Here is a 25,094-nt window from a genome sequence, read left to right as displayed (position 1 = left end):
ACTACTGACGATTCGGGCAATGCAGACGCGTCATCTGACCCTGCCTGCCGAGGGGTGAAGAAATTATGACGTTGATGCTGACACATCCCGCTCTCGTTGTCTGCATTCGGTTAACCTGCCAGTTCACAGGCGATGAAAACTGGTACAGCTGGCTTTGCTGCCAGGCGTGACGCCAGAGTTGTTGATACTGGTTTCTGATAATAAAGCTGTTCATTAGCACCCGCTGGTATCCTGACAACGCGGTCACAATCATGATCATCAGTACCATTGCCAGCATAACTTCCGGCAGACTAAAGCCACGCTGACTGTTCAAGGGATCTGGCATAACGTCTGCTCCTTAAGCGGACAAAAATCGCTCCAGCCATGCGCCGAGAATTCTATGTTGCCATCAATAACCGCCCCCTGACGCCATAAAAATACTCCTTCATAGTGGGCGATTAGCAGCACGAAATTATTGGTAAGCAGGCGCAGGCAAACCGCGGCATTCTGCGTGGGATCGCGCCGACACTGTACGACGGGTTGTAAGCGCCAGGGTTGTATACGCCCCCATTCCATCGCGGATTGCACTACCGCCTGACGCTGCAGCGCCTGACTTTGTGTGACCACACGCGCAGCAAAACTAGCCTCCTGTCTGCTAACGCCTTGCAGCAGCAGACTACCGAGCACCAGCAGCAACAGGACCATTGCCAGAGAGGATACGCCTCGCTCACGGTTCACAGGTTGAATCCCGTAACGCTGTAGACTGCTTCAACAACTTTTTGTGGTTCGTCATTGCTCACTCCACGCAAACGCAGCGTAAGAAGCGGGGAATATCCGCTAAAATTCAGCCGTTCAACCTGGAATGCCTCAATCTGGATGGTAGTCTGATCGGTCATTTTCTCCCATCCTTTTCCAGTACAGCCGGTGGCTCCACGCAGGGTTTCCAATACCTTGTCCTGTAAACGAAACCCGATAGCATCAGCCTCTTTCGCGGAACTGCTCTCCCAAACGCCGTTGCCGTTGGCATCCCAGCGTGCAATGACACAGTCCCCCTTAGCCGATATCACCAGTCCCTCTCCGACACAGTTTCCTCGGCAATATCCCGCCCGTTGAAGATGCTTCGCCACGGTGTAGGCCCGCTGCCATATTTCATCTTCCAGCGCTAACTGGCGCGTGTTACGCAGAATCTCTCGCTGTAGCGCCGGTAAAAATTGTGCTGAGCTAAGTAATAAAATACTGCTAATCGCCATGGCAATGAGCACCTCCAGCAGTGAAAATCCCCGTTCGTTTACTGACATAATCTGGCCTCATCGCGCTCACAAAGCCTGATTCGCCCCCAGCCAGACACCACCACGCGCCATTCCCCTGCCGCATTTTTCAGGCGTATATGTCCGGCCCATGCCGTATTGCGCAGTCCAAAAAAAGCCAGTGAAGGCGTGATATCAGCCATTTCGACATCAGCCCAGAGTGGCGCAAATATCAACGGTGAAACAGGCTGACACGAAGCTTGTGATGTCGCTGAGCTTGCCAGACACCATGTCCCCCCTTCGCGGAGCACGTTGATGACGTGATCACGATTGCGCCAGTTAGCATCTTCACGCAGTTGCAGCAGGTAGTCCCGCACCTGGCAGGCGGTCTGCCACAGCCGCTGTTGCTGCTGCCAGCGCTGCCAACCATACAGCCCAGATGCACCAAGCGCCGCGACGATCAGCATCGCAATCAGGGTTTCGAGAAGCGTGTAACCTTGTTGTTTTTTCATGTCGCCAGTATGGCGTGAGGAAAATGAATAACGAGCGGGAAATTCGGTTTCTACGGCGAGCTACGGGAAATATTTGTCGCGTTGCAGACCGTTGCACTATTTCAGGAATGTTCGCCGAAGAACGTGATTTTAGACAAAAAAAACCGACGCTCACGGGCGTCGGTTGTGTCAGCATGAAGCTGGTTAGATAGCCACCGGCGCTTTAATACCCGGGTGCGGATCGTAGCCTTCAATTTCGAAGTCTTCGAAGCGATAGTCAAAGATAGATTCAGGCTTACGTTTGATAACCAGTTTCGGCAACGCGCGAGGTTCACGGCTAAGCTGCAGATGCGTTTGATCCATATGATTGCTGTACAGGTGCGTGTCGCCACCGGTCCAGACAAAATCACCCACTTCCAGATCACACTGCTGCGCCATCATGTGTACCAGCAAAGCGTAGCTGGCAATGTTAAACGGCAGGCCGAGGAACACATCGCACGAACGCTGATACAGCTGACAGGAGAGCTTGCCATCCGCGACGTAAAACTGGAAGAACGCATGGCACGGTGCCAGCGCCATTTTATCCAGCTCGCCGACGTTCCATGCAGAAACGATAATGCGGCGAGAGTCCGGGTCATTTTTAAGCTGGTTTAACACGGTGGTGATCTGGTCAATATGGCGACCATCTGGCGTAGGCCACGCGCGCCACTGTTTACCATAAACCGGGCCTAAATTACCGTTTTCATCCGCCCATTCGTCCCAGATTGAGACGTTGTTTTCATGCAGGTAGGCAACGTTAGTGTCGCCCTGCAAAAACCACAGCAGCTCATGAATGATCGAGCGTAAATGGCAGCGTTTCGTCGTAACCAGCGGGAACCCTTCCTGCAGATTAAAACGCATCTGATGACCAAAAATGGAAAGCGTTCCGGTTCCGGTACGGTCGTTTTTCTGTGTGCCTTCATCCAGCACTTTTTGCATCAGTTCTAAATACTGTTTCATGGTTCCTCAGGAAACGTGTTGCTGTGGGCTGCGGCGGTACGCCCAAACCATCATAATAATGCCTGCGACAATCATCGGGATAGAGAGGATCTGCCCCATACTGATGTACTGTACCCAGGTGCCAGTAAACTGCGCATCCGGCTGGCGGAAGAATTCAACGATAATACGAAACGCGCCATAACCAATCAGGAACAGACCGGATACCGAGCCCATTGGACGCGGCTTACGAATGTACAAGTTGAGAATGATAAACAGCACAACACCCTCGAGCGCCATCTCATAAAGCTGTGAGGCGTGGCGCGGCAGCGAGCCGTAGGTATCAAAAATAGACTGCCATTGCGGGTTAGATTGCAGCAGTAAAATATCTTCGGTACGGGAGCCCGGGAACAGCATGGCGTACTTGAAGTTCGGGTCAACGCGTCCCCACAGCTCACCATTGATAAAGTTACCCAGACGCCCTGCACCCAGACCAAACGGAATCAGCGGGGCAATGAAATCAGAAACCTGGAAGAACGAACGTTTGGTGCGTTTGGCGAAGATAATCATCACCAGGATCACACCGATAAGTCCACCGTGGAAGGACATACCGCCGTCCCAGACGCGGAACAGATACAGGGGATTATCGAGGAATAACTCGAAGTTATAGAACAGTACGTAACCAATACGCCCACCGAGGAAAACCCCGAGGAAGCCCGCATACAGTAAGTTTTCTACTTCATTTTTGGTCCAGCCACTGCCCGGGCGATTCGCGCGGCGCGTCGCCAGCCACATCGCAAAAATAAACCCCACCAAATACATTAAGCCGTACCAGTGAAGCGCGACGGGTCCGATTGAGAAAATGACCGGATCGAAATCCGGAAAATGCAGATAGCTACTGGTCATCTGTCACCACAAGTTCTTGTTATTTCGCTGAAGTCAGACAGCAATTGATAAGCGCGCCTGCATAATGCAGGCGCTCCAAAGGTGCGAATGATAGCACAAGGGGTTAGAAGCGGATGCCGGGAAGATGTAAAAGATCTGTATAAGTAATCTTTACCCCGTAATGCCTGATGACGCTACGCTTATCAGGCCTACAATCCCCCGCGAATCAATCCCCCCATGCCGCGGCGCTCCATAAAGGCCGCTACCTGATGGCGTACCTCTGCTGCCATCTGCGCTTCCAGGCTGCGCTGCGCCAGCGTTTGCGCCTCATCAAAATCGATATGACGCAGCAGATATTTGACGCGAGCGACAGAACGACCGTTCATCGACAAATGACGGAAACCCAGGCCGATCAGAATAGCCACGCACATCGGGTCGCCCGCCATTTCACCGCACAGGCGTAAATCGATACCGCTTCTTTCGGCTTCCTGCGCAATCATCGCCAGCGCACGTAACATCCCCGGATGCAGACTGTCATAAATGCTGGCTACCCGTGTGTTGTTACGATCGACGGCCAGTATGTACTGGGTAAGATCGTTGGTTCCGACCGAGATAAAGTCAATCCGGTTTGTCAGATGCGGCAGCATGAACACCATCGACGGAACTTCCAGCATGATGCCAATGCGCGGTTTCGGGATCTCGTAACCGATCATCTCCTCCACTTCGCGTCCGGCGCGTTCAATCAAACGTCGCGCTTCGTCCACTTCATCAATGCTGGTTACCATCGGCAGCAAAATGCTGAGGTTGCCGGTTGCCGCGTTGGCACGCAGCATGGCGCGAACCTGGATCAAAAAGATCTCTGGCTGATCGAGCGTTATGCGGATCCCTCGCCAGCCAAGGCACGGGTTCTCTTCACTGATCGGCATGTAGGGCAGCTGTTTATCGGCACCGACATCCAGCGTACGTAGGGTCACCGGCTTGTCGTTAAACATTTGCAGCATGCCCTGATACTGCGCAACCTGTTCTTCTTCCGAAGGAAAACCGCTTTGCAGCATGAACGGGATTTCGGTGCGATACAGGCCAATACCGTCGATCCTGCTACCCAGCTTTTCTTCATGTTCCGGGCTGAGACCCGCATTGAGCATCACCTTCACGCGCTCGCCGCTTTTCAACTGTGCTGGCTGGTTGACGTCGTCTTCCGCCAGGCGGCTCAGCTCAATTTCTTCACTGATAAGACGCTGGTATTCCTGAATCAATACCGGTTCCGGATCGACCAGCAGTTCACCGCGATAACCGTCCACCACCAGCGTGCGACGATGCAGCACCGACGGCTGGATATCGGCCCCCATAACGGTAGGGATACCCAGCGCACGAACCATAATTGCCGCATGAGAGTTGGCTGCGCCGTCCCGGACAACCACGCCGACTAACCGGTCCTGAGGAAGCTCCGCCAGCGTGGTCGCCGAAAGTTCATCCGCCACCAGCACGAAGCGTTCCGGCCAGGCATTCGGCCCCTGGATAGAGTCGTCAAGGTGGAACAGCAGACGTTGGCCGAGCGCGCGTAAATCTCCGGCCCGCTCTTTGAGGTAGTTATCGCTCAGCGCGGCAAATTGTTCGGCAAACTTTTCGATGATCGTTTTAACCGCCCACTCGGCCACCGAACCGTTATCCACTTCCGCAAACAGCTCGCGGCGCAGACGGGTATCGGAAAGCAAGTGCGAGTAAAGATCAAAGATCGCCGCCGTTTCTTTCTGCGCCCCAGCGGTAAAACGCTTGCTGTAGCGGCGGAATTCGTTCGCCGCCTCTTCCAACGCACCGGTCAGTCGCTCGCGCTCAAGCACCGGATCCAGCGTTGAAGCCTGATAGACCTGCTCCATCAGCGGTAGCGTCGCATCCTGCCAGCCTTCCGCTATTGCCACGCCGGGGGCGGCAGGCAAAGCACGGATGCGCGTTTGCCGGTATTGACCGAACAGCGCGTTTAGCTGCGACTGCGAAAGTATGGCCGCCATTTGTGTGGCGAGCGTGACGAGGAAAGACTCTTCACTTTCATCGTACTGACGCAGTTCACGCTGCTGCACCACCAGTACACCTAAAAGCTGGCGACGCTGAATGATCGGTACGCCTAAGAATGCACGAAAACGCTCTTCTTTTACCGAAGGAATGTATTTAAAGCTGGGATGTTTTTGCGCATCGGCGAGGTTGATAGGTTCCGCCAGCCTGCCAACCAGGCCAACGATACCTTCATCAAACGCGAGTGCGACAGTGCGACCACGTGGTTTTTTCAGTCCCCGGGTCGCCATGAGGTAATAACAACGTCGATCGTGATCGGCCAGATAAACCGAACAGACCTCTGTATCCATCGCAAGACAGATGTCGGTAACCAGTATATTCAGCGCTTCATTCAGACGCGGAGCACTGGCCACCTTTTCGACTATTTCGCGCAGGCGGGTGAGCATAATTTGCGTAGCTTAACCTCTTTTACGTCTGTACGCAGGTGTGCTTTGCGGCTTAGGAGTGCTCTCCTGAAGCGCCATGACAACACTTGCGAATTCTTTCATCACCCTGCGATAGACATCGCGTTTAAATGACACCACCTGTCGAACCGGATACCAGTAACTCACCCAGCGCCAGCCGTCGAACTCAGGTGTACTGCTGGTTTGCATATTGATTTCAGCATCGCTGCTGACCAATTGCAGAAGAAACCATTTTTGTTTCTGGCCGATACAAACCGGCTTCGTGTCCCAACGCACCAAACGTTTCGGTAACTTGTAACGCAACCAGTTACGAGTAGAAGCAAGGATCCGTACATCTTTACGACTGAGACCCACTTCTTCAAAGAGTTCCCGGTACATCGCCTGCTCTGCTGTCTCTCCTGCGTTGATCCCACCTTGTGGGAATTGCCAGGAGTGCTGACCAAATCGCCGGGCCCACATGACCTGCCCCTGGCGGTTACAAATTACTATCCCTACATTCGGGCGGTAGCCATCGTCATCAATCACCGGACTACCTCAACATAAACCTTATATACAAACGATTGTTTCACACTCCTGAGGGGCGGTAAACCACTCTGTTAAGGGTGCGATATTCTAATAACAATTGAATAACTCACAGTTAAAGGCCGAGTTATAAACAGAAGAAGGGCAAGCAAGGCGATTTTATTCACCTTTTCTGTGGATATAGTTGTGAAGAAGTACGGAATTACTATGGGAAAACCCAGAACAGTCCGAATAAGACATTCGTCACAGAGTAAAAATAGTCTTATACATTCATAAAGTTAAAACTGACCCACGCAGATAAACACACAGAAATGTGATGTACATCACTCATACGATCTTCACGCTGATGAAAGATCGACCAGCGTCGGTTTTATCCACAGATTATGCCAATAAGTTAGGCACAATTTGTGTGAAAATTCGATTTTCGTCGCACGTCAAGGCTGTAAATTGAAACAGTAGTGGGGGTTTTTCACAGTTATCCCATCTTTCTGTGGATAACATGGTGTAAGATCCTGTTCATTGTCAGTGACCAGAATTGGAAAACCCGCTTCGCTGTTGCGCAACTCTGCAAACGTGAATCTAAAAACCAATATAAATCATATAATTGAATAAAGCATGTGGAAAAAGATAAACTCTGTCCACACGGTATAAAATCATTGCTTATTTTTTCACCTAAGGGTTAACCCGATGCCAGAACTCCGCCCGTTGCTTTCTCCCCCTGAATCTGAAGCCCAGTTGCTGAGCCAGGCACGACAGCTTTCGGGCTACGCGTTAGGAGAATTAGCGGCAATGGCGGGAATCGTTACGCCGAAGGATCTTAAGCGCGATAAAGGCTGGATTGGCGTGCTACTGGAAATCTGGCTCGGTGCCAGCGCGGGCAGTAAACCAGAGCAGGATTTTGCGGCGCTGGGCGTGGAGCTGAAAACGATCCCTGTGGACAGTCTTGGCAGACCGCTGGAAACCACCTTTGTGTGCGTGGCACCGTTAACCGGCAATACCGGCGTCACCTGGGAAACCAGCCATGTACGGCACAAACTCAAACGCGTTCTGTGGATCCCGGTAGAAGGCGAACGCAGCATCCCGCTGGCTGAGCGCCGCGTCGGCTCTCCCCTGCTGTGGAGCCCGAATGAAGAAGAGGACCAGCAATTGCGTCTGGACTGGGAAGAATTAATGGACATGATTGTGTTAGGTCATGTCGAACGCATCACCGCTCGCCATGGGGAAGTACTGCAACTGCGTCCTAAAGCCGCTAACGCCCGCGCGCTTACCGAGGCCATTGGTGCCAACGGCGAGCCCATCCTGACCCTGCCACGCGGCTTTTACCTGAAAAAGAACTTCACCCGCGCATTGCTTGAGCGACATTTCTTGTTCCAGGCGCAATAGGCACCGCCCGGCCTTTCACCCGCCGCGTTACGAGCCTATAATTACCGCTTCTTTTTTTTGGCAGGACTTTGTTCGATGTTATTTGCATGGATAACCGATCCTAACGCCTGGCTTGCGCTCGGTACGCTGACGCTGCTGGAGATCGTTCTTGGGATCGACAATATTATTTTCCTTTCTCTGGTTGTAGCCAAACTCCCGACAGCGCAACGCAATCATGCCCGACGTATTGGGCTGGCGGCGGCGATGATCATGCGTCTGGCACTGCTGGCTTCTATCGCCTGGGTAACGCGACTGACAAACCCGCTATTCGAGTTGTTTGGCGAGGCAATATCAGCACGCGACCTGATCCTTCTGCTGGGGGGATTGTTCCTGATCTGGAAAGCCAGCAAGGAGATCCACGAATCCATTGAAGGTGAGGAAGAGGGGTTAAAAACCCGCGTATCTTCTTTCCTGGGCGCGATTGTGCAGATCATGTTGTTAGACATTATCTTCAGTCTGGATTCCGTGATTACTGCGGTTGGTTTGTCCGATCATCTGTTTATCATGATGGCGGCAGTAGTGATTGCCGTAGGCGTGATGATGTTTGCTGCTCGCCCAATTGGTGAGTTTGTCGATCGCCACCCTTCAGTAAAAATGCTGGCGCTCTCGTTCCTGATTCTGGTCGGTTTTACGCTGATTCTGGAAAGTTTCGACGTCCACGTTCCGAAAGGATATATCTATTTCGCCATGTTCTTCTCTATCGCGGTAGAGACCCTGAACCTGTGGCGTAATAAAAAAAATCCGCTCTGATGAAATCCATCGCTCCCTGCAAGGGGAGCGAATGCCCACCACACCTACCCCTTCTCACAGTTTAAGATTTTACTGCTTTCACCCTGCACAACTTCGCGTTATTACTAAACTATTGTCAGACGCAGGCCATGTGAGGATAAGCAGATGAAAAAATGGGCAGTTTTGATTTCCGCCGTAGGACTGGCTTTTGCCGTTTCCGGATGCAGCAGCGATTATGTAATGGCGACAAAAGATGGTCGAATGATCCTGACCGATGGAAAACCAGAAATTGACGATGATACCGGTCTTGTGAGCTATCACGACCAGCAGGGCAATGCGATGCAGATTAATCGCGATGATGTGTCCCAAATCATTGAACGCTGATGGTTGAGGTCAGCAGCGCGCTGGCCTTAACAATTTTACTTCCCTTTTTCGCTTCCCTCAGCCATTTTTATAATCCTTATGTCGTGATTATAAAAAGGAAACGGCTATGCAATATCACCGTATACCCCACAGCTCGCTGGAAGTCAGTACACTGGGGCTGGGCACAATGACGTTTGGTGAACAAAACAGCGAAGCCGACGCACATGCACAGCTCGATTATGCCGTAGCGCAGGGCATTAATTTGATCGACGTTGCCGAGATGTATCCGGTACCGCCGCGTCCTGAAACCCAGGGTCTCACCGAAACCTACGTAGGTAACTGGCTCGCCAAACACGGCAGCCGCGAAAAGCTGATCGTCGCTTCTAAAGTCAGTGGACCATCACGCAACAACGACAGCGGCATCCGCCCGAATCAGGCGCTGGATCGTAAAAATATCCGTGAAGCGCTGCACGACAGCCTGAAAAGACTGCAAACCGATTACCTGGATCTGTATCAGGTTCACTGGCCGCAGCGCCCGACCAACTGCTTTGGCAAGTTAGGCTACAGCTGGACAGACTCCGCGCCGGTCGTTTCCCTGCTGGATACGCTGGACGCGCTGGCCGAGTTTCAGCGCGCCGGGAAAATTCGCTACATCGGCGTTTCTAATGAAACCGCATTTGGCGTGATGCGCTATCTGCACCTGGCGGACAAACACGATCTGCCACGCATCGCCACCATCCAGAACCCCTACAGCCTGCTGAACCGCAGCTTTGAGGTTGGACTGGCAGAAGTGAGCCAGTATGAAGGCGTTGAGCTGCTGGCATACTCTTGCCTGGGCTTCGGTACATTAACCGGGAAATACCTGAACGGCGCGAAACCTGCCGGTGCACGCAATACGCTGTTTAGCCGTTTCACGCGCTACAGCGGCGAGCAGACGCAGAAAGCCGTTGCGGCCTATGTGGATATCGCGAAACGCCATAATCTGGATCCTGCGCAAATGGCGCTGGCATTCGTGCGTCGTCAGCCGTTTGTCGCCAGCACTTTGCTGGGCGCCACGACCATGGAGCAGCTAAAAACCAACGTTGAAAGTCTGCATCTGGAGTTGAGCGAGGAAGTGCTGGCAGAGATTGAAGCGGTGCATCAGGTGTATACCTATCCTGCACCTTAACAGTTAGCGCCTGATGGCGCTGCGCTTATCAGGCCTACAGACAGCGTTCCCTGTAGGCCTGGTTGCAACAGCATATAACAGACTAATGGCGGCGCTGCCAAATCCACAGCGCCGCAATCGCCAGCGCAAACAGCGCACCGAACCCAATACCAATCGCTACCGCCGGAATCCCCACCAGCACCGCCAGTGAGTAAATACCCAACATCAACAGCATCGCGCTGTTTTCACCCAGGTTTTGCACCGCAATCGCATTACCTGCGCCGACGCTTTTCTTACCCCGTTCCTGCAGCAACGCATTCAGCGGCACCACAAAGAACCCACCACACACGCCGATAAGCATCAGCAATGCGTAGGCCGGAAGCAGCGAATGTTGAAGAGAAAAAATCAGCACCACGACGCCAATCAGGATCCCCGCAGGCATACAACGCGACACGGTTTCCAGCGTCACCAGCTTCGCAGCCGCCCCCGCGCCGACGACAATCCCGATCGCGACCATGGCATTGAGATAGGTCGGCGTGGCGTTATCGGTGATGCCGAGCGCCACCGGAACCCACAGTACCAGCAGAAAACGCAGCGTAACGCCCGCCCCCCAAAAAAGGCTGGTTCCCACCAACGAGAAGCGTGTTTCACCGTTGCGCCACAGCGAGGAGGCGGCACAGAAGAAACTGCGCGTCATTTTCCCCAGATGCCAGGACTGGCCAGGGCGAGCCGCGGCCAGTTTCGGGATATACAGGTTAGCGACCACTGCGCCAGCATAGGCCAGCGCACAGGCAGAAAGCGCGGCAATCACGTGCCAGTCGGCCAGAACGCCGCCGGCGACAGAACCGAGCAAAATCGCGGCAATGGTGGAAGCTTCCATCAGGCCGTTGGCCTTCACCAGTTTGTCGCCGGTAGTCAGTTCACCAAGAATGCCATACTTGGCCGGTGAATACGCCGCCGCGCCAATCCCCACTAACGTATACCCGAGGAACGGATTAATGCCGAAGCAAATACTTGCCGCACCCAGCAGTTTCAGGGTGTTCGCGAACATCATCACTCTGCCTTTGGCAAAGCTATCCGCCACCTGTCCAACAAACGGCGCAAACAGAATGTAAGCACCCACAAACACCATTTGCAGGATAGGCTGGCTCCAGTCCGGATAAAATTGCTCCTTCAGCAACGCCAGCGTAGCAAACAGCAACGCGTTATCGCCAAACGCCGACAGAAACTGCGCGGCGATAACGGACATCATCCCTTTGGACCAGATTGACGTGTTAGTGTGCACTGACTCACTCATGTTTTTTTTCCGGCTCATCGACCCAGCTTTTCAGCGTAACAAAATCCGGCTTACCGCTGCCGAGTAATGGGAGTTGCTTCAGGTGGCGTATATCACGCGGTACGGCGAGTTCAGGTACGCCGTGCGCCCGCGCATACTGCTGGAGTTTTTCACGCGTGAGTTCGCTATCGGTGGTAAACAGCACCAGCGCCTCACCTTTGCTGGCATCGCTCTTGATCGCCGTGGCATGCATTTTGTCTGCTGATACCGCCAACGCCAGTTGCTCAACCATTTCCAGCGACACCATCTCTCCGGCAATTTTAGCAAAACGCTTAGCGCGCCCCTGAATCTGCACAAAGCCGTTTTCATCAAAGCGCACGATGTCTCCGGTGTCATACCAGCCGCGCTCAATCTCACCTTGCGCATTCTCTGCCGTCGGCACTTCCAGCACCCCAGGTTTTTCGACGCGCAAATAGCCGCTCATAATATTAGGGCCTTTCAGCTGTAAACGCCCACCGTCCTCAATTCCCGGAACGGCCAACAGTCGAGCATCCATACCAGGCAAGATGCGCCCTACCGTTCCCGATTTTGCCGCCATCGGTACGTTAATCGACACCACCGGCGCACATTCCGTCACCCCATAACCCTCAAGGACGCGCAGGCCAAATTTCTCCTGCCACAGTTGCTTTGTGCTGTCCTGCAGTTTTTCCGCTCCCGCAACCACATAGCGCAGGCGATGGAAATCGTATGGATGCGCGAAACGCGCGTAGTTGCCGAGGAACGTTGACGTACCAAACAACACGGTGCAGTTCCGGTCGTATACCAGCTCTGGCACAATGCGGTAATGCAGCGGGCTGGGATAAAGAAACACTTCTGCGCCAGTTAGTAGCGGCGTGAATAATCCCACCGTTAGCCCAAAGGAGTGGAACAGTGGCAGCGCCGACATAAAGCGATCATCGGCGGTGAAATCGGCAATCGTTTTAATCTGCTCAACGTTCGCCAGAATGCTTTTATGACTGTGAACCACGCCTTTCGGATGGCCTTCTGAACCGGAGGTAAAGAGGATCACCGCAGCGTCTTCCGGCTGCTGCTTCACCTGCGCCAGATGCGGTGCCAGCAGATGTGAGAAAATCCACAGCTTATCGCTAAAGGTCACATCAGCTTTCAAGTCTTCCAGATACACCCAACGCACCTGGGTGAGCTGTTCCGGTAAATGCCAGAGTTTGCCTTTATCAAGAAACTGTCGGGATGTGAAGATCGTTTTTATTTCAGACGCAGTAATGGCGCTGGTTAATCCTTTCACACCCGCGGTGTAGTTCATCATGGCTGGAATGCGTCGACGCGCAATGGCGCCAAAAATGACCGCCGCGCTGATTCCCGCATTTGGCAGCATCAGGCCGATTCTTTCACCCTCGGTGCTGTATTTTTCCAGAATACGCGCGACAAACAGCGTTTTCGTCAGCAGTTTGCGGTAGCTGTCCGGAGTGAAATTAATATCTTCAATGCAGTTTTTGCCTGCGCCAAAACGGTATTTCGCCGCCAGCAGCGACTCGTAGAGCGTCTCACGCGGACGAACCGCCATGCGTGCTTCCATCATAATTTGATGCAGCATCTCTCCGGCGATTTTACGGCGATCGCGAGCTCGCGGTGCTTCCGGCATCGGCAGTTGTGTCGGCGGTAGGATGTGTAAGCGGATGCGCGGGAAGAATCGCTGTTTAACCAAACCTTTCAGGCGACTAAAGCGGGAAAGCTCCGCGCCTTCGATGCGCACAGGAACCACCGTGGCCCCTGACTTTGCCGCGACAAACCCGGCGCCGTCATAGATTTTCATCAATGAACCGGTGGTCGAAATACGCCCTTCTGGGAAGATAACCACCGGGCGGCCCTGTTCGACCAGACGAACCAGATGTTTAATCGACATCGGTTTGGTTGGATCTAACGGTACGAAATCAATCAACGGGGTTAGCCAGCGCATATACCATTGCTGGCTGATCGAGGTGTAAACAGCGAAGACGGGACGAATCGGTAAAAAGAGCGCCAACAGGATGCCGTCTATAAATGAGACATGGTTGGGAGTGATTAGAACGCGTTCTCCCTGTAGCGCGCTGACATCGCCCGTGACGCGAACGCGGAAAAGCACGCGAAACAGATTACGAAAAAAGCCAAATAGCATCTCAACTCCCTGTGCCATTAATTATATAAACATCAATGGTGGGAGAGTATACGAGTTGGGGAATAGGCGCGACAGGTAACTGTTAAATACAATTCGAAAAAAAACCTGCGCATCCGCGCAGGTTGGTGCAAGAGACAGGTACGAAGTGCGTACCGAATAATCTCACCAATCAATACCTCTGGGATCTTGATTGTGGTCATCAGCAGCCAGATACGCCAGTGCGAAAACGCAAAGGAATGAACCCAAATGCAACGAGTTGTGTAAATTATCGGTTACTGTTACAGATAGGCTGAAGGTAAAAAAAAACCTGCGCATCTGCGCAGGCTGGTGTAATTCTAGTGATCAACCCGAAAGTTGATTTCACCTATCAATACCTCTGGGATCTAAACTCTAGCAATCTGCTCAGTTCCCTCACCAGCGAACAATCGCAACAGCACATCGCAAAGTGTAAGCAAAAATTAGCATTTTCTATTTTCTGTCTTACTTCGCTCGTGTGCGCTCACATTTGCGACGTTCTGACGGGCAATCTGCTTGAACAGCCAGCCATTTTCCGTAACACTGACGGAATGTAAGCGTTTACCCACAACAGGTACTATCATGGCGACCATAAAGGATGTAGCCCGACTAGCAGGTGTATCAGTCGCCACCGTTTCTCGAGTGATTAATGATTCCCCTAAAGCCAGCGAAGCATCGCGCCTGGCTGTAACGAGTGCAATGGAATCACTCAGCTACCACCCCAACGCCAATGCGCGTGCGCTGGCACAACAATCCACAGAGACCATCGGTCTGGTCGTTGGTGATGTGTCCGATCCATTCTTTGGGGCAATGGTTAAAGCTGTCGAGCAGGTGGCCTATAACACCGGTAATTTTTTACTGATTGGCAACGGCTACCATAACGAACAGAAGGAACGACAGGCGATTGAACAGCTCATTCGCCACCGCTGCGCAGCCCTTGTTGTCCACGCAAAAATCATCCCGGATGCTGAGCTGGCATCACTAATGAAGCAAATCCCCGGCATGGTATTAATTAACCGAATTCTGCCAGGATTCGAACAACGCTGCGTTGCCCTTGATGACCGTTTCGGCGCATGGCTAGCGACCCGCCACCTCATTCAACAGGGCCATACGCGCATTGGCTATCTGTGCTCCAATCACACAATCTCAGATGCGGAAGATCGTCTGCAAGGCTATTACGACGCGCTGGCAGAGAGCAATATACCGGTCAGCGATCGCCTGGTAACGTTTGGTGAACCGGATGAAAGCGGCGGTGAACAGGCGATGACCGAGTTACTTGGTCGTGGCAAAAACTTCACTGCGGTAGCCTGCTACAACGACTCAATGGCGGCTGGTGCCATGGGCGTATTAAATGATAACGGCATTGATGTACCGGGAGAAATCTCGCTGATTGGTTTTGATGATGTGCTGGTTTCCCGCTACGTGCGCCCGCGTCTGACCACGGTACGCTATCCGATCGTGACGATGGCAACCCAGGCTGCCGAACTGGCGCTCGCGCTGGCGGAGAAGCGCCCCGTGCCTGAAATTACCCACGTTTTTAACCCAACTCTGGTGCGTCGCCATTCCGTTTCGACGCTGACAGAGCCGGGGAATTCATCGTCAAACGATTAACCAGGATAGCGTTATGACTACGATGTTGGACGTTTCACGACGCGCAGGCGTCTCAAAAGCGACCGTTTCGCGCGTACTGAATGGCACGGGTCAGGTAAAAGAGAGCACGCGCCAGAAAGTGTTTAAGGCCATGCAGGCACTTGATTATCGGCCTAATTTTTTAGCACGATCTTTGGCAAACCGCACCAGCAACAGCATTGGTCTGGTGGTTTCTACATTTGATGGATTCTACTTTGGCCGGCTGCTGCAACAGGCTTCACGCCAGACGGAATCTCACGGCAAGCAGTTGATCGTCACCGACGGACACGACACACCAGAGCGTGAGCAGGAAGCCGTGCAAATGCTGGCGGACAGGCAGTGCGACGCCATTATTCTCTATACCCGCTATATGAGTGAAAAAGAGATAATGTCGCTGATGAACAGCATCGCTATGCCCTTGCTGGTCATCAACCGTGATGTAAGCCAGGCCCGCGATCGCGCGATTTTCTTTGAACAGGAAGACGCGGCCTATCAGGCGGTCAATTATCTTATCTCCCAGGGCCATAGCGATATTGCTTGTATCACTGTGCCAGGCCATACCCCGACCGGTAAATCCCGCCTGATGGGGTATCGTAAAGCGCTGGAAAAAAACGGTATTCCCTGGGATCCCGACAAGGTCAAATACGGCGACTCCACGATGACACGAGGCTATGAAGCCTGTCGTGAACTGCTGGAGGAAGGGGTGAAATTCAGCGCACTGTTCGCCTGTAACGATGACATGGCATTGGGCGCATCAAAAGCGTTACATCAGGCCGGGCTGAGGATCCCAACGGACGTCTCACTGTTTGGTTTTGATGATGCACCCAGCGCCAAATGGCTGGAGCCGGGGCTGTCTACCGTTTATCTGCCGATTGATACCATGATAACCACGGCAATCGACCAGGCTATCCGGCTGGCCAACGGCGAGAGCGTCGAGCCAATCCCACCGTTTACCGGCAAACTGGTACTACGTGACTCAGTAACGCTCGGGCCGTATTTTAAGTAATTAAATGCCGGATGGCGGCACAAGTGCCTTATCCGGCCAACAGCGCCCACAGTTAATTTCGTAGGCCGGATAAACGTAGCGCCATCCGGCATTTCACCACGCTGTAATCAGATTAATTCCAGCGCTAACAGCTCATCAATGGTCTGGCGACGGCGAATCAGCCGCACCACGCCGTTATCGAACAAAACCTCCGGCAGCAGAGGACGGCTATTGTAGTTTGACGACATAGACGCGCCGTACGCCCCGGTATCATGCAAGACCAGATAATCACCCGGCACCACCGCAGGCAACAGACGGGTTTCCACATTTCCGCCCTCCTGCTGGGTAAACACGTCGCCAGATTCGCACAGCGGCCCGGCCACCACGGTTTCCCGTTGCGGGGCGTGTTCCAGAGACCGACTATCCCCAGCCAGCGCGGAGATATGGTGATAGCTGCCGTACATCGCCGGGCGCATCAGATCGTTGAAGCCCGCATCGATCAGCACAAAGTGACGGCTACCCATCTCTTTTACGCTGCGTACCTGTGCTACCAGCACGCCGGCTTCCGCGACCAGAAAACGACCCGGCTCAATCTCAAGCGCGACCGGATGCCCCAGGTATTTAGCAATCTGCTCACGTGCAGCGTTCCACAATCCAAAGTAGTGATCGGTATCGATCGCCTCTTCACCTTCGCGATACGGGATTGATAAACCGCCGCCCGCAGAGATCGCCTCCAGATCCTGATCAAATTCAATCACCTGACGCACCATCGCACCGCACACCTGCTCCAGATGCGCGTAGTCCACACCGGAGCCAATATGCATATGAATCCCCACCAGCTTCAGCTTGTAGCGCTGAATCACCTCCAGCGCCGCGGGAAGATCGCTATACCAGATCCCGTGCTTGCTGTTTTCGCCGCCGGTATTGGTTTTCTGACTGTGTCCATGCCCAAAGCCAGGGTTTACGCGTAGCCACACGCGATGGCCCGGCGAGACCTGACCCAGTTGTTCCAGCATATCCACTGAACCGGCATTTACCGGAATGCTCAATTCATGCACCCGGGCGAGCGTCGCGTCATCGATCATATCGGCGGTAAAGACTATCTCATCTTTTCCTGGCTCAAAGCCCGCAGCCAGCGCACGTTCAATTTCGCCCAGCGAGACGGAATCCACCTTCACGCCCTGCTCGCGCATCAGGCGCAGAATATGAATATTCGAGCATGCCTTCTGGGCAAAACGCACCACGTCAAACTGGCTCAGTTTGGCAATCTGCGCGCGGATAATCTGCGCATCATAGACCCACACCGGGCAGCCGAATTCGGCAGGCAGGCGCAGCAGGTTGTCGGCGGTCAGGTCAGTGTCTGTGTTGTTGAGTGGGCGTGGCATGGTGTGCTCCAGTAATGGCTTTTTTATGATTACGCCACAGCCCGAAAAGAATAAAAAATATCGTTTTATCGTGAGTCTATGCAAAAATGATATGGATTGGTTCATTCGAGGATTGCCCATGCCCGCCGTTAACCTGCGACACATCGAAATTTTTCACGCCATCATGACGGCAGGCAATCTGACGGAAGCCGCGCGCATGCTACATACCTCGCAGCCCACCGTCAGTCGGGAACTGGCCCGATTCGAGAAAGTACTGGGATTAACGCTGTTTGAACGCACGCGTGGCCGGCTGCACCCAACCGTGCAAGGGTTACGTCTGTTTGAAGAGGTGCAACGTTCGTGGTATGGCCTGGACAGAATTGTGAGCGCCGCCGAAAGCCTGCGCGAGTTTCGCCAGGGCGAATTGTCGATTGTTTGCCTGCCGGTATTCTCACAGTCCTTTTTACCACCACTGCTGCAGCCATTCCTCGCACGCTATCCGCAGGTCAATATTCAGATAGTGCCGCAGGAGTCACCGCTGCTGGAAGAGTGGCTGTCGGCGCAGCGCCACGATCTGGGGTTAACGGAAACGCTGCATACGCCAGCCGGAACAAAACGCACCGAATTGCTGGCGCTGGATGAAGTGTGTGTGCTGCCCCAGGGGCATCCGCTGACTAAGAAAGCGGTGTTAACGCCGCAGGATTTTCAGGGGGAAAACTACATCAGCCTGTCACGGACCGACAGTTACCGTCAGCTACTGGATAGCCTGTTTAATGAGCACCAGGTGAAGCGCCGTATGGTGATTGAAACCCATAGCGCCGCTTCAATTTGTGCAATGGTGCGGGCAGGCGTGGGGATCTCGGTGGTAAACCCACTGACCGCGCTGGATTACGCCAGCAGCGGGATCGTTATCCGCCGCTTCAGTATTTCGGTACCGTTTACGGTCAGCCTGATTCACCCGCTTCATCGCCCCGCCTCGGCGCTGGTTGATGCTTTTACAGCGCATCTGCAAGCCCATCTCCCGAGGCTTATCGATCCGCTGGAGGCTATTTTGCATCCACAACCGAAAGCATAAACGCTACCGCATCTTGCGCATGGATTGCCGCGGTGTCGAAAACCGGTAGTGGGCTTAGCTCGGTGGGAACCAGCAGACCAATCTCGGTACAGCCAAATATAACCCCTTGCGCGCCCTGTTTCGCTAACTGGTTAATGACGCTCAGGTAATAGTCGCGGGAGGACTCGCTGAATTCACCGAGACACAGTTCGTCGAAAATAATCTGGTTTATTCTCTGACGGTCATCAGCGTCAGGAATAAGCGTGCTAATGCCAAATTCAGTCTGTAAGCGCCCGCGATAAAAATCCTGCTCCATGGTGTAACGCGTGCCCAGTAGCGCCACATTGCGCATCTGCTGCTTTTGTATCGCCCGACCCGTCGCATCGGCAATATGCAGGAATGGCACATCACAGGCGGCTTCAATCGCCTCAGCAACCTTGTGCATGGTGTTGGTACACAGCACAATCCCTTCCGCACCCGCCTGCTGTAACCCCAGCGCCGCCTGCGCCAGAATATCGCCTGCTTTATCCCACTCACCGCGACTCTGGCACAACTCAATCTCATGAAAATCCACGCTGTGCAGCAGGATCTGCGCTGAATGCAGGCCGCCCAGGCGCTGTTTTACCCCTTCATTAATAAGTCGATAATAAGGAATGGTAGATTCCCAGCTCATACCGCCTAACAGACCGATCGTTTTCATCATTTCCCCTGACTCGTTGTTGTCTCTCCAGTGAACCAAAGATGTGATCAACTTTCCACATATGTTGGCGTGCATTTCTTTTTTTAATTTTCTGATATAGGTTTAATGAAACATTGTTTTAATTAATTACAGGAAGGCCGGATGTTTATTTTTCATAAAGAGACCACGCTTGACGATCTGGGCAATGGCGTTACCCGGCGCATTCTTGCTCACGACGGTAACATGATGGCGGTTGAGGTGAACTTCGAGCAAGGCGCGATAGGCCCGATGCACAATCATCCGCACGAGCAGCTGACTTACGTGTTGTCCGGTGAGTTTGAATTTACCATCGGCGAAGAAAAGCATGTCGTTAGGGCGGGCGATACCCTGTATAAACAACCCAACATTATGCATGGCTGCGTCTGTTTAAAACCGGGAACGCTGCTGGATACCTTTACGCCCATACGCGAAGATTTTCTACACGGGTAAAGCGCTAAATAAAAAAGCCGGGTATCGCTTACCCGGCTTACATGAGACGTCATCCGACACTCCGTCTCAACATTTACACCCCAATATCTCTTAACTTCTCACCTGCCATCAGCTTACGTTCGATATGCTCAAGCGTGACGTTTTTGGTTTCTGGAATCAGCCAGAACGTAATACCGATAAACACGACGTTCAGCGCAGTATATAGCCAGAACGTACCGGCGGCGCCAATGCTATCGAGCAGCGTCAGGAACGTTGCACCAATGATCATGTTCGACACCCAGTTGGTGGTGGTGGAGCAGGTAATACCAAAATCACGGCATTTCAGCGGCTGAATTTCCGAACACAGGATCCACACCACCGGCGCGGCGCTCATCGCATAGCCTGCAATACACATCATCGTCATGCCAACTGACAGCCAGGATAGTCCACTGGAAGCCGTGCCGTTATCAAACTGCATCAGGCAATATCCGAGCACCAGCGTCCCGATGGCCATTACGCTGAACCCAATTTTCAGCGCCGGTTTACGTCCTGCTTTGTCGACCGTGAAGACGGCAATAAAGGTAGCGAACATAAACGTTAAGCCAACCACCAGCGTGGCAATCATCTGCTGCTCTGTGGTGGTAAAACCCGCCATTTTGAAAATGCGCGGCGCGTAATACATGATGATGTTCATCCCGGTGAACTGCTGCATCGCCTGCAGTAACATCCCAAGAAAAACTGCGCGGCGCACGTTACGGTTAATTTTAAACAGCGCCCAACCACCCTGCTTCAGCTTCAAGCTTTCACGGATTTCGTTCAGCTCATCGCGGGCCTTTTCTGACGTATCGCGCAGCATGCGCAATACTTCTTCAGCTTCAATGTGGCGACCTTTTTCCGCCAGCCAGCGCGGGCTGTTGGGCAGGAACACAACCAGAATAATCAGCAATACAGCCGGAAGCGCCAGCACGCCCAGCATAGCGCGCCAGTTACCGCTGTAGCTGAACGCGGTATCAGACAAAAAGGCCAGAACGATGCCCAACGTCACCATCAGCTGATACATACTGATCATCTTGCCACGCACGTTTTCGCTTGCCATTTCAGAGAGATAGAGCGGTGCGGTGTAAGAGGCGATCCCCACCGCAACGCCCAGTACCACGCGGGCAAAAATGAGCATTTCTACGCTGGAGGCAAACGCCGAGCCCAGAGATCCGACGACGAAAAGGATCGCCCCCGCCATCAGACTGTATTTACGTCCCAGGCGGAATGACAGCCAACCGTTAAACAGCGCACCAATTGCCGCGCCCAGCATCATGCTGCTGACCACCCACTCCTGCAGGCGGCTGGTCAACACAAAGTGATCGGTGATGAAAGGCAACGCCCCGGCAATCACGCCAATATCCAGGCCGAATAACAACCCTGCGACAGCTGCAGAGATAGAAACAAACATATTCATACGTCGCGTATCGCGCACTGGGCGCGGCGTTAAAGCAGCATCATTATTTATTGAGACCATTTTTTCCTGCCAGATACAGAGTAACCATGCCATTGAAAGTAAGGGATCCCTTGCAGGAAGCGTCAGGCGGGAAACGGCAAAAACATGGATTAAATAGCTACACCACATCGTTATGTGATGGATATTCCAATTTTAAAATTTACCAACAATCACTCAATTAAATTTAATTAATTGATATTAAAGAATATTAAAAACAATAAATTGATACGTATGAAATTTAATATGGAATAATTTATAACCACAATATGGATTTTAATGATTCAAAAGTAAAAAAAACCCTGCCATTTAGCAGGGTTTGTTGGCTCTGGAAAGCAATTAACGCGCCAGCCAGCCGCCGTCTACCGCAACGGTATAGCCGTTGATATAGTCAGATGCGCTGGACGCCAGGAACACGACAGGCCCCATCAGGTCGCTCGGCAGACCCCAACGCCCCGCCGGAATACGATCGAGGATTTCTGCGCTACGCTGCTCATCAGCACGCAGCTGTTGAGTGTTATTCGTCGCCATGTAACCCGGCGCAATCGCGTTGACGTTGATGTTATGTTTTGCCCACTCGTTCGCCATCAGACGGGTAACACCCATTACGCCGCTTTTAGACGCGGTGTAAGACGGCACGCGGATCCCGCCCTGGAAGGAAAGCATAGAGGCGATGTTGATAATTTTACCGCCGTTACCCTGGGCGATAAAGTGCTTCGCCGCGGCCTGAGACATAAAGAACACGCTCTTAATGTTCAGGTTCATCACGTCATCCCAGTCTTTTTCGCTGAAGTCGATCGCATCGTCACGACGGATAAGACCCGCGTTGTTGACCAGAATATCGATATGGCCAAATTCTGCCACTGCGCGCTCCAGCAACGCCGGAATACCGTCGATTTGACGCAGATCGGCGGTCAGGCTTAAAAAACGGCGGCCCAGTGCGGTCACACGTTCGATGGTTTCTGTCGGTTCAACAATGTTGATACCGACGATATCGCAGCCCGCTTCAGCCAGGCCCAGCGCCATACCCTGACCCAAACCGGTATCACAACCGGTCACAACGGCGACTTTACCTTCAAGAGAGAATGCATTCAAAATCATTGTAAATCCTTAATTTTTTATAATGCCCGCCGCAGCAGGCACGGCTGTCGCCCGCAACTAGCGCAGATCTTTTACTGCAACATGGTCCATATCATCAAAGACCTGGTTTTCGCCGACCATGCCCCAAATGAACGTATACGCTTTTGTGCCGACACCGGAGTGAATAGACCAGCTTGGAGAAATCACCGCCTGCTCGTTGTGCATCACAATATGACGCGTTTCCTGAGGCTGCCCCATCATGTGGAATACGCAGGTATCTTCTTCCATATTGAAGTAGAAATAGACTTCCATACGACGTTCATGGGTATGACACGGCATGGTGTTCCACAGGTTACCCGGTGCCAGTTCAGTCAGACCCATGCTCAACTGGCAGGTTTCCAGAACATCCGGCACAAAGTATTTGTTGATGGTACGACGGTTACTGGTGAGGTTATCGCCCAGCGTCACTGGCGCAACGTCTGCAGGCGTGACTTTCTTAGTTGGGTAAGTCGTGTGGGCCGGCGCGCAGTTGTAGTAGAACTTCGCCGGTTTTGTCGTATCAATACTGGCGAATACCACCTCTTTTGCCCCTTTTCCGACGTACAGCGCGTCGCGATGGCCAATTTCATAGCACTGGCCGTCAACGGTAATCGTGCCCGGGCCGCCGATATTGATCACACCCAGCTCACGACGTTCGAGGAAATAGGTTACGCCCAGCTGTTTGCCGACTTCGCCACCCACAGAGACGGTTTTGGCCACTGGCATAATGCCGCCAACAATGATGCGGTCGATGTGGCTGTAGACCATGGTGTATTCATCTGCGACAAACACTTCTTCGACCAAAAACTCATTACGCAGCCCCTGAGTGTCCAGGGTTTTCGCATGCGCACTATGGATGCTTTGTCTTACGTCCACATTTACCTCCAGTGATAAATTGACCGTGAATGCTTAAACGAATAGCAAAACGCTGTTCCGTTTTATCTTATGCACTCATGATATTCCTCCCTGAATGTGTTTTCAATTATAAATAAAACGATGTTTCACTTTTTTCGCATCTTATTATCAAAAGTGTAAGTGCGATCACGCTAGCGCGTATGAATAGCGAAATGGACCTTAATAAAATGATTGAATAACAATACGATAAATTTATTTATTCATTAGGGGCGGGGATAAAAAATGAAAAATTCAGCCGAGATGATCAGTCGAAAAGACACCTTTTCTAACAAAGTGCGCAGTTAATCACATGAAATGAAACAATGTTTTGATAAGTTAACTGTGTTTAGAGTGTATGTTTCTGTAACTGGCCTTGCCCTCCTGCAGGAGGGCTTTTTTACAGGTGTAGGGAAAACACGTAGAAAGGCGTTTAAGACGGTAAATGTAAGATCGTTAATCTCGTTCGATAGCGAGCGCCACACCCTGACCACCACCGATACACAGCGTTGCCAGGCCCTTATGCGCCCGACGCTTCACCATTTCATGCACCAGCGAAACCAGAATTCGGCAGCCAGACGCACCAATCGGATGACCGAGCGCAATGGCTCCGCCGTTAACATTCACCCGCCGTTCATCCCACTCCAGCATTTTCCCAACGGATAATGCCTGCGCGGCGAAGGCCTCATTAGCTTCGATAAGATCAACATCAGCCAGTTGCCAGCCCACACGCTCAAGGCAGCGGCGGGTCGCATACACTGGCGCAATCCCCATGAGCGCAGGGTCGACCCCGACGCTGGCAAAGGCGCGAATACGGGCCAGTACAGGTAAGTTCAACTCTTGCGCCTTGGCCTCGCTCATCATCATCACCGCAGCGGCGCCGTCATTGATGGATGACGCGTTACCTGCCGTTACCGAACCGAGCCTGTCAAAGGTAGGATCCAGACGCGCCAGCCCTTCGGCGCTGGCATCGGTACGCGGCTGCTCGTCGGTATCCACCACCAATGATTGCCCATTACGCTGTGTTACCACCGGCACGATTTCATCTTTAAAGCGTCCAGCATCAATTGCCATCCGCGCTTTGTGCTGCGAGTGCAGCGCGTAGGCATCCTGCAATTCGCGGCTAATGCCGTATTCTCGCGCCAGGTTTTCCGCGGTAACGCCTATGTGATAATCGTTGAAGGCATCCCACAGACCGTCATGTACCAGGCTGTCTACCAGTTGGCTGTTCCCCAGCTGTGCGCCGGTGCGGCTATCGGTAAGGACATGCGGGGCACGGCTCATATTCTCTTGCCCGCCCGCAATCACAATGTCGGCTTCGCCGCACTGGATAGCCTGGGTCGCCAGATGCAGCGCTTTCAGGCCCGAACCGCAGACATCGTTAATGGTGATGGCGGAAACGGTATTGGGTAGCCCACCATTGATGGCAGACTGACGCGCCGGATTCTGCCCGGCACCTGCGGTAAGCACCTGACCGAGGATCACTTCATCCACAGCATGAACGTCCACGCCCGTGCGTTCCAGTAACGCCCTGACCACCATGCTGCCTAATTCAACGGCAGAGTGGCGCGCCAGCGTCCCCTGGAAGCAGCCAATCGGTGTCCGTAACGCCCCGACTATCACAACCTCTTTCATCACCACCTCAGCGCAAAATAACACCGCAATAGTAGATGATTGTTAAAAAGAGTTATCAAGGTTGTTTAAAAACGGTGATTTTT

The 25,094-nt window shown here is 52.9% G+C and carries 24 protein-coding genes; 8 read left to right on the top strand and 16 right to left on the bottom strand.

Going from position 1 to position 25,094, the window contains the following annotated elements:
* Position 1: 1 nt before the first annotated feature.
* The 8 genes from GUC46_RS04545 to rppH all read right to left on the bottom strand — a co-directional run bounded on the left by GUC46_RS04545 (position 2) and on the right by rppH (position 6,576).
* Complete coding sequence (locus GUC46_RS04545) at positions 2–325, bottom strand: prepilin-type N-terminal cleavage/methylation domain-containing protein (RefSeq protein WP_003846470.1); 324 nt, start codon at positions 323–325, stop codon at positions 2–4.
* Positions 310–717: a DUF2509 family protein gene (locus tag GUC46_RS04540; protein WP_044713431.1), complete on the bottom strand. Its 408-nt coding sequence runs from the start codon at positions 715–717 to the stop codon at positions 310–312. Before GUC46_RS04540 ends, GUC46_RS04545 begins: the two co-directional genes overlap by 16 nt.
* Complete coding sequence (locus GUC46_RS04535) at positions 714–1,277, bottom strand: prepilin peptidase-dependent protein (RefSeq protein WP_130715406.1); 564 nt, start codon at positions 1,275–1,277, stop codon at positions 714–716. The genes GUC46_RS04540 and GUC46_RS04535 overlap by 4 nt, the downstream gene beginning before the upstream one ends.
* Positions 1,268–1,738, bottom strand: a complete 471-nt coding sequence (locus GUC46_RS04530; RefSeq protein WP_003033993.1) for a prepilin peptidase-dependent protein — start codon at positions 1,736–1,738, stop codon at positions 1,268–1,270. The genes GUC46_RS04535 and GUC46_RS04530 overlap by 10 nt, the downstream gene beginning before the upstream one ends.
* Positions 1,739–1,921: 183 nt before the next feature.
* The gene (gene thyA / locus GUC46_RS04525) at positions 1,922–2,716 is read right to left on the bottom strand and encodes a thymidylate synthase (RefSeq protein WP_003033990.1); all 795 of its coding nucleotides are present in this window, start codon (positions 2,714–2,716) and stop codon (positions 1,922–1,924) included.
* A gap of 6 nt (positions 2,717–2,722) precedes the next feature.
* Complete coding sequence (gene lgt, locus GUC46_RS04520) at positions 2,723–3,598, bottom strand: prolipoprotein diacylglyceryl transferase (RefSeq protein ID WP_003033987.1); 876 nt, start codon at positions 3,596–3,598, stop codon at positions 2,723–2,725.
* Between the two features lie 188 nt (positions 3,599–3,786).
* Complete coding sequence (gene ptsP / locus GUC46_RS04515) at positions 3,787–6,033, bottom strand: phosphoenolpyruvate--protein phosphotransferase (RefSeq protein WP_003033984.1); 2,247 nt, start codon at positions 6,031–6,033, stop codon at positions 3,787–3,789.
* Between the two features lie 12 nt (positions 6,034–6,045).
* A complete protein-coding gene (gene rppH / locus GUC46_RS04510) occupies positions 6,046–6,576 on the bottom strand; it encodes an RNA pyrophosphohydrolase (RefSeq protein WP_003033982.1) in 531 nt (176 codons plus the stop codon).
* A 684-nt stretch (positions 6,577–7,260) separates the two neighbouring features.
* Between rppH and mutH the strand changes: the two genes are divergently transcribed.
* From mutH to GUC46_RS04490, 4 genes are all read left to right on the top strand, one after another.
* Entirely contained in the window at positions 7,261–7,956 is a 696-nt protein-coding gene (mutH, locus tag GUC46_RS04505; protein ID WP_003840955.1) for a DNA mismatch repair endonuclease MutH, read from the top strand.
* A 75-nt stretch (positions 7,957–8,031) separates the two neighbouring features.
* Positions 8,032–8,745 carry a TerC family protein gene (locus GUC46_RS04500; protein WP_003033961.1) on the top strand — a complete coding sequence of 238 codons (714 nt, stop codon included), beginning with the start codon at positions 8,032–8,034 and terminating at the stop codon, positions 8,743–8,745.
* A gap of 144 nt (positions 8,746–8,889) precedes the next feature.
* Positions 8,890–9,108: a lipoprotein YgdR gene (gene ygdR / locus GUC46_RS04495; RefSeq protein ID WP_000758660.1), complete on the top strand. Its 219-nt coding sequence runs from the start codon at positions 8,890–8,892 to the stop codon at positions 9,106–9,108.
* Positions 9,109–9,214: 106 nt separating this feature from the next.
* A complete protein-coding gene (locus GUC46_RS04490; protein ID WP_003033954.1) occupies positions 9,215–10,255 on the top strand; it encodes an NADP(H)-dependent aldo-keto reductase in 1,041 nt (346 codons plus the stop codon).
* Positions 10,256–10,337: 82 nt separating this feature from the next.
* On the opposite strand, the gene lplT is transcribed toward GUC46_RS04490, so the two are convergent.
* Positions 10,338–11,531, bottom strand: a complete 1,194-nt coding sequence (gene lplT, locus GUC46_RS04485; protein WP_016150926.1) for a lysophospholipid transporter LplT — start codon at positions 11,529–11,531, stop codon at positions 10,338–10,340.
* Positions 11,524–13,683, bottom strand: a complete 2,160-nt coding sequence (gene aas / locus GUC46_RS04480) for a bifunctional acyl-ACP--phospholipid O-acyltransferase/long-chain-fatty-acid--ACP ligase (protein ID WP_160179835.1) — start codon at positions 13,681–13,683, stop codon at positions 11,524–11,526. The genes lplT and aas overlap by 8 nt, the downstream gene beginning before the upstream one ends.
* A gap of 597 nt (positions 13,684–14,280) precedes the next feature.
* Here aas and galR point away from each other — a divergent pair.
* Positions 14,281–15,309 (top strand): HTH-type transcriptional regulator GalR, encoded by a 1,029-nt coding sequence (gene galR, locus GUC46_RS04475; protein ID WP_003033945.1) that lies wholly within the window; start codon positions 14,281–14,283, stop codon positions 15,307–15,309.
* 13 nt (positions 15,310–15,322) lie between these two features.
* Complete coding sequence (locus tag GUC46_RS04470; RefSeq protein WP_032937458.1) at positions 15,323–16,333, top strand: LacI family DNA-binding transcriptional regulator; 1,011 nt, start codon at positions 15,323–15,325, stop codon at positions 16,331–16,333.
* Positions 16,334–16,440: 107 nt separating this feature from the next.
* Here the strand turns inward: GUC46_RS04470 and lysA are convergent, their stop codons facing one another.
* Complete coding sequence (gene lysA, locus GUC46_RS04465; protein ID WP_130715403.1) at positions 16,441–17,697, bottom strand: diaminopimelate decarboxylase; 1,257 nt, start codon at positions 17,695–17,697, stop codon at positions 16,441–16,443.
* A 118-nt stretch (positions 17,698–17,815) separates the two neighbouring features.
* Here lysA and GUC46_RS04460 point away from each other — a divergent pair, with 118 nt between their 5' ends.
* Positions 17,816–18,751 (top strand): LysR family transcriptional regulator, encoded by a 936-nt coding sequence (locus GUC46_RS04460; protein WP_130715402.1) that lies wholly within the window; start codon positions 17,816–17,818, stop codon positions 18,749–18,751.
* Here GUC46_RS04460 and GUC46_RS04455 read toward each other — a convergent pair.
* The gene (locus GUC46_RS04455; RefSeq protein ID WP_130715401.1) at positions 18,723–19,430 is read right to left on the bottom strand and encodes an aspartate/glutamate racemase; all 708 of its coding nucleotides are present in this window, start codon (positions 19,428–19,430) and stop codon (positions 18,723–18,725) included. The genes GUC46_RS04460 and GUC46_RS04455 overlap by 29 nt on opposite strands.
* Positions 19,431–19,571: 141 nt before the next feature.
* Between GUC46_RS04455 and GUC46_RS04450 the strand changes: the two genes are divergently transcribed.
* Positions 19,572–19,898 carry a cupin domain-containing protein gene (locus tag GUC46_RS04450; RefSeq protein ID WP_003033932.1) on the top strand — a complete coding sequence of 109 codons (327 nt, stop codon included), beginning with the start codon at positions 19,572–19,574 and terminating at the stop codon, positions 19,896–19,898.
* 73 nt (positions 19,899–19,971) lie between these two features.
* On the opposite strand, the gene araE is transcribed toward GUC46_RS04450, so the two are convergent.
* The 4 genes from araE to GUC46_RS04430 form a co-directional block, all read right to left on the bottom strand.
* A complete protein-coding gene (gene araE / locus GUC46_RS04445) occupies positions 19,972–21,390 on the bottom strand; it encodes an arabinose-proton symporter AraE (protein ID WP_130715463.1) in 1,419 nt (472 codons plus the stop codon).
* Between the two features lie 315 nt (positions 21,391–21,705).
* Positions 21,706–22,467, bottom strand: coding sequence for a 2-dehydro-3-deoxy-D-gluconate 5-dehydrogenase KduD (gene kduD, locus GUC46_RS04440; protein ID WP_003033923.1), 762 nt, complete (start codon positions 22,465–22,467; stop codon positions 21,706–21,708).
* A 57-nt stretch (positions 22,468–22,524) separates the two neighbouring features.
* A complete protein-coding gene (kduI, locus tag GUC46_RS04435; RefSeq protein ID WP_003840972.1) occupies positions 22,525–23,361 on the bottom strand; it encodes a 5-dehydro-4-deoxy-D-glucuronate isomerase in 837 nt (278 codons plus the stop codon).
* A 471-nt stretch (positions 23,362–23,832) separates the two neighbouring features.
* The gene (locus GUC46_RS04430; RefSeq protein WP_130715400.1) at positions 23,833–25,011 is read right to left on the bottom strand and encodes an acetyl-CoA C-acetyltransferase; all 1,179 of its coding nucleotides are present in this window, start codon (positions 25,009–25,011) and stop codon (positions 23,833–23,835) included.
* Between the last annotated feature and the right edge of the window lie 83 nt (positions 25,012–25,094).

This window comes from Citrobacter sp. LUTT5 (assembly GCF_009905315.1).
GTDB lineage: Bacteria > Pseudomonadota > Gammaproteobacteria > Enterobacterales > Enterobacteriaceae > Citrobacter > Citrobacter freundii.
This window is presented reverse-complemented; position numbering and strand designations above follow the sequence as displayed.